At 66.2% G+C, this 269-nt stretch carries 2 pseudogenes; one reads left to right on the forward strand and one right to left on the reverse strand.

Going from position 1 to position 269, the window contains the following annotated elements:
- Positions 1 to 138: pseudogene (locus ABGA94_RS15095) on the reverse strand (acetyl-CoA C-acyltransferase); the annotation flags it as partial.
- Here ABGA94_RS15095 and ABGA94_RS15100 point away from each other — a divergent pair.
- Positions 130 to 269, forward strand: a pseudogene (locus ABGA94_RS15100) (NADH-quinone oxidoreductase subunit H); the annotation flags it as partial. The pseudogenes ABGA94_RS15095 and ABGA94_RS15100 overlap by 9 nt on opposite strands.

Below are 269 nucleotides of genomic sequence, written 5' to 3' on the forward strand. Positions count from 1 at the left end.
CTGCAGGGTCAGGCCGTTGCGCTTGAGCATCTCCGGCACCGCGATGGTCGGTGCCATCAGCAGGCCTTCGCCGTGCACGAAGTCCACCGCGGCGACGTGCGCGTCACGCAGGTAAGCCTGGGGTTCATGGCCATGCGCGCCTCGGCGCAGATGATCAGCTACGAAATCGCCATGGGCTTCGCCCTGGTCGGCGTGATGATCGCCTCGGGCAGCCTGAACCTGAGCAACATCGTCGCTGCGCAGGCCGGCAGTTCCGGCTTCTTCGACTG

It is taken from the genome of Stenotrophomonas sp. 3diitr2024 (assembly GCF_042136455.1).
GTDB lineage: Bacteria > Pseudomonadota > Gammaproteobacteria > Xanthomonadales > Xanthomonadaceae > Stenotrophomonas > Stenotrophomonas sepilia.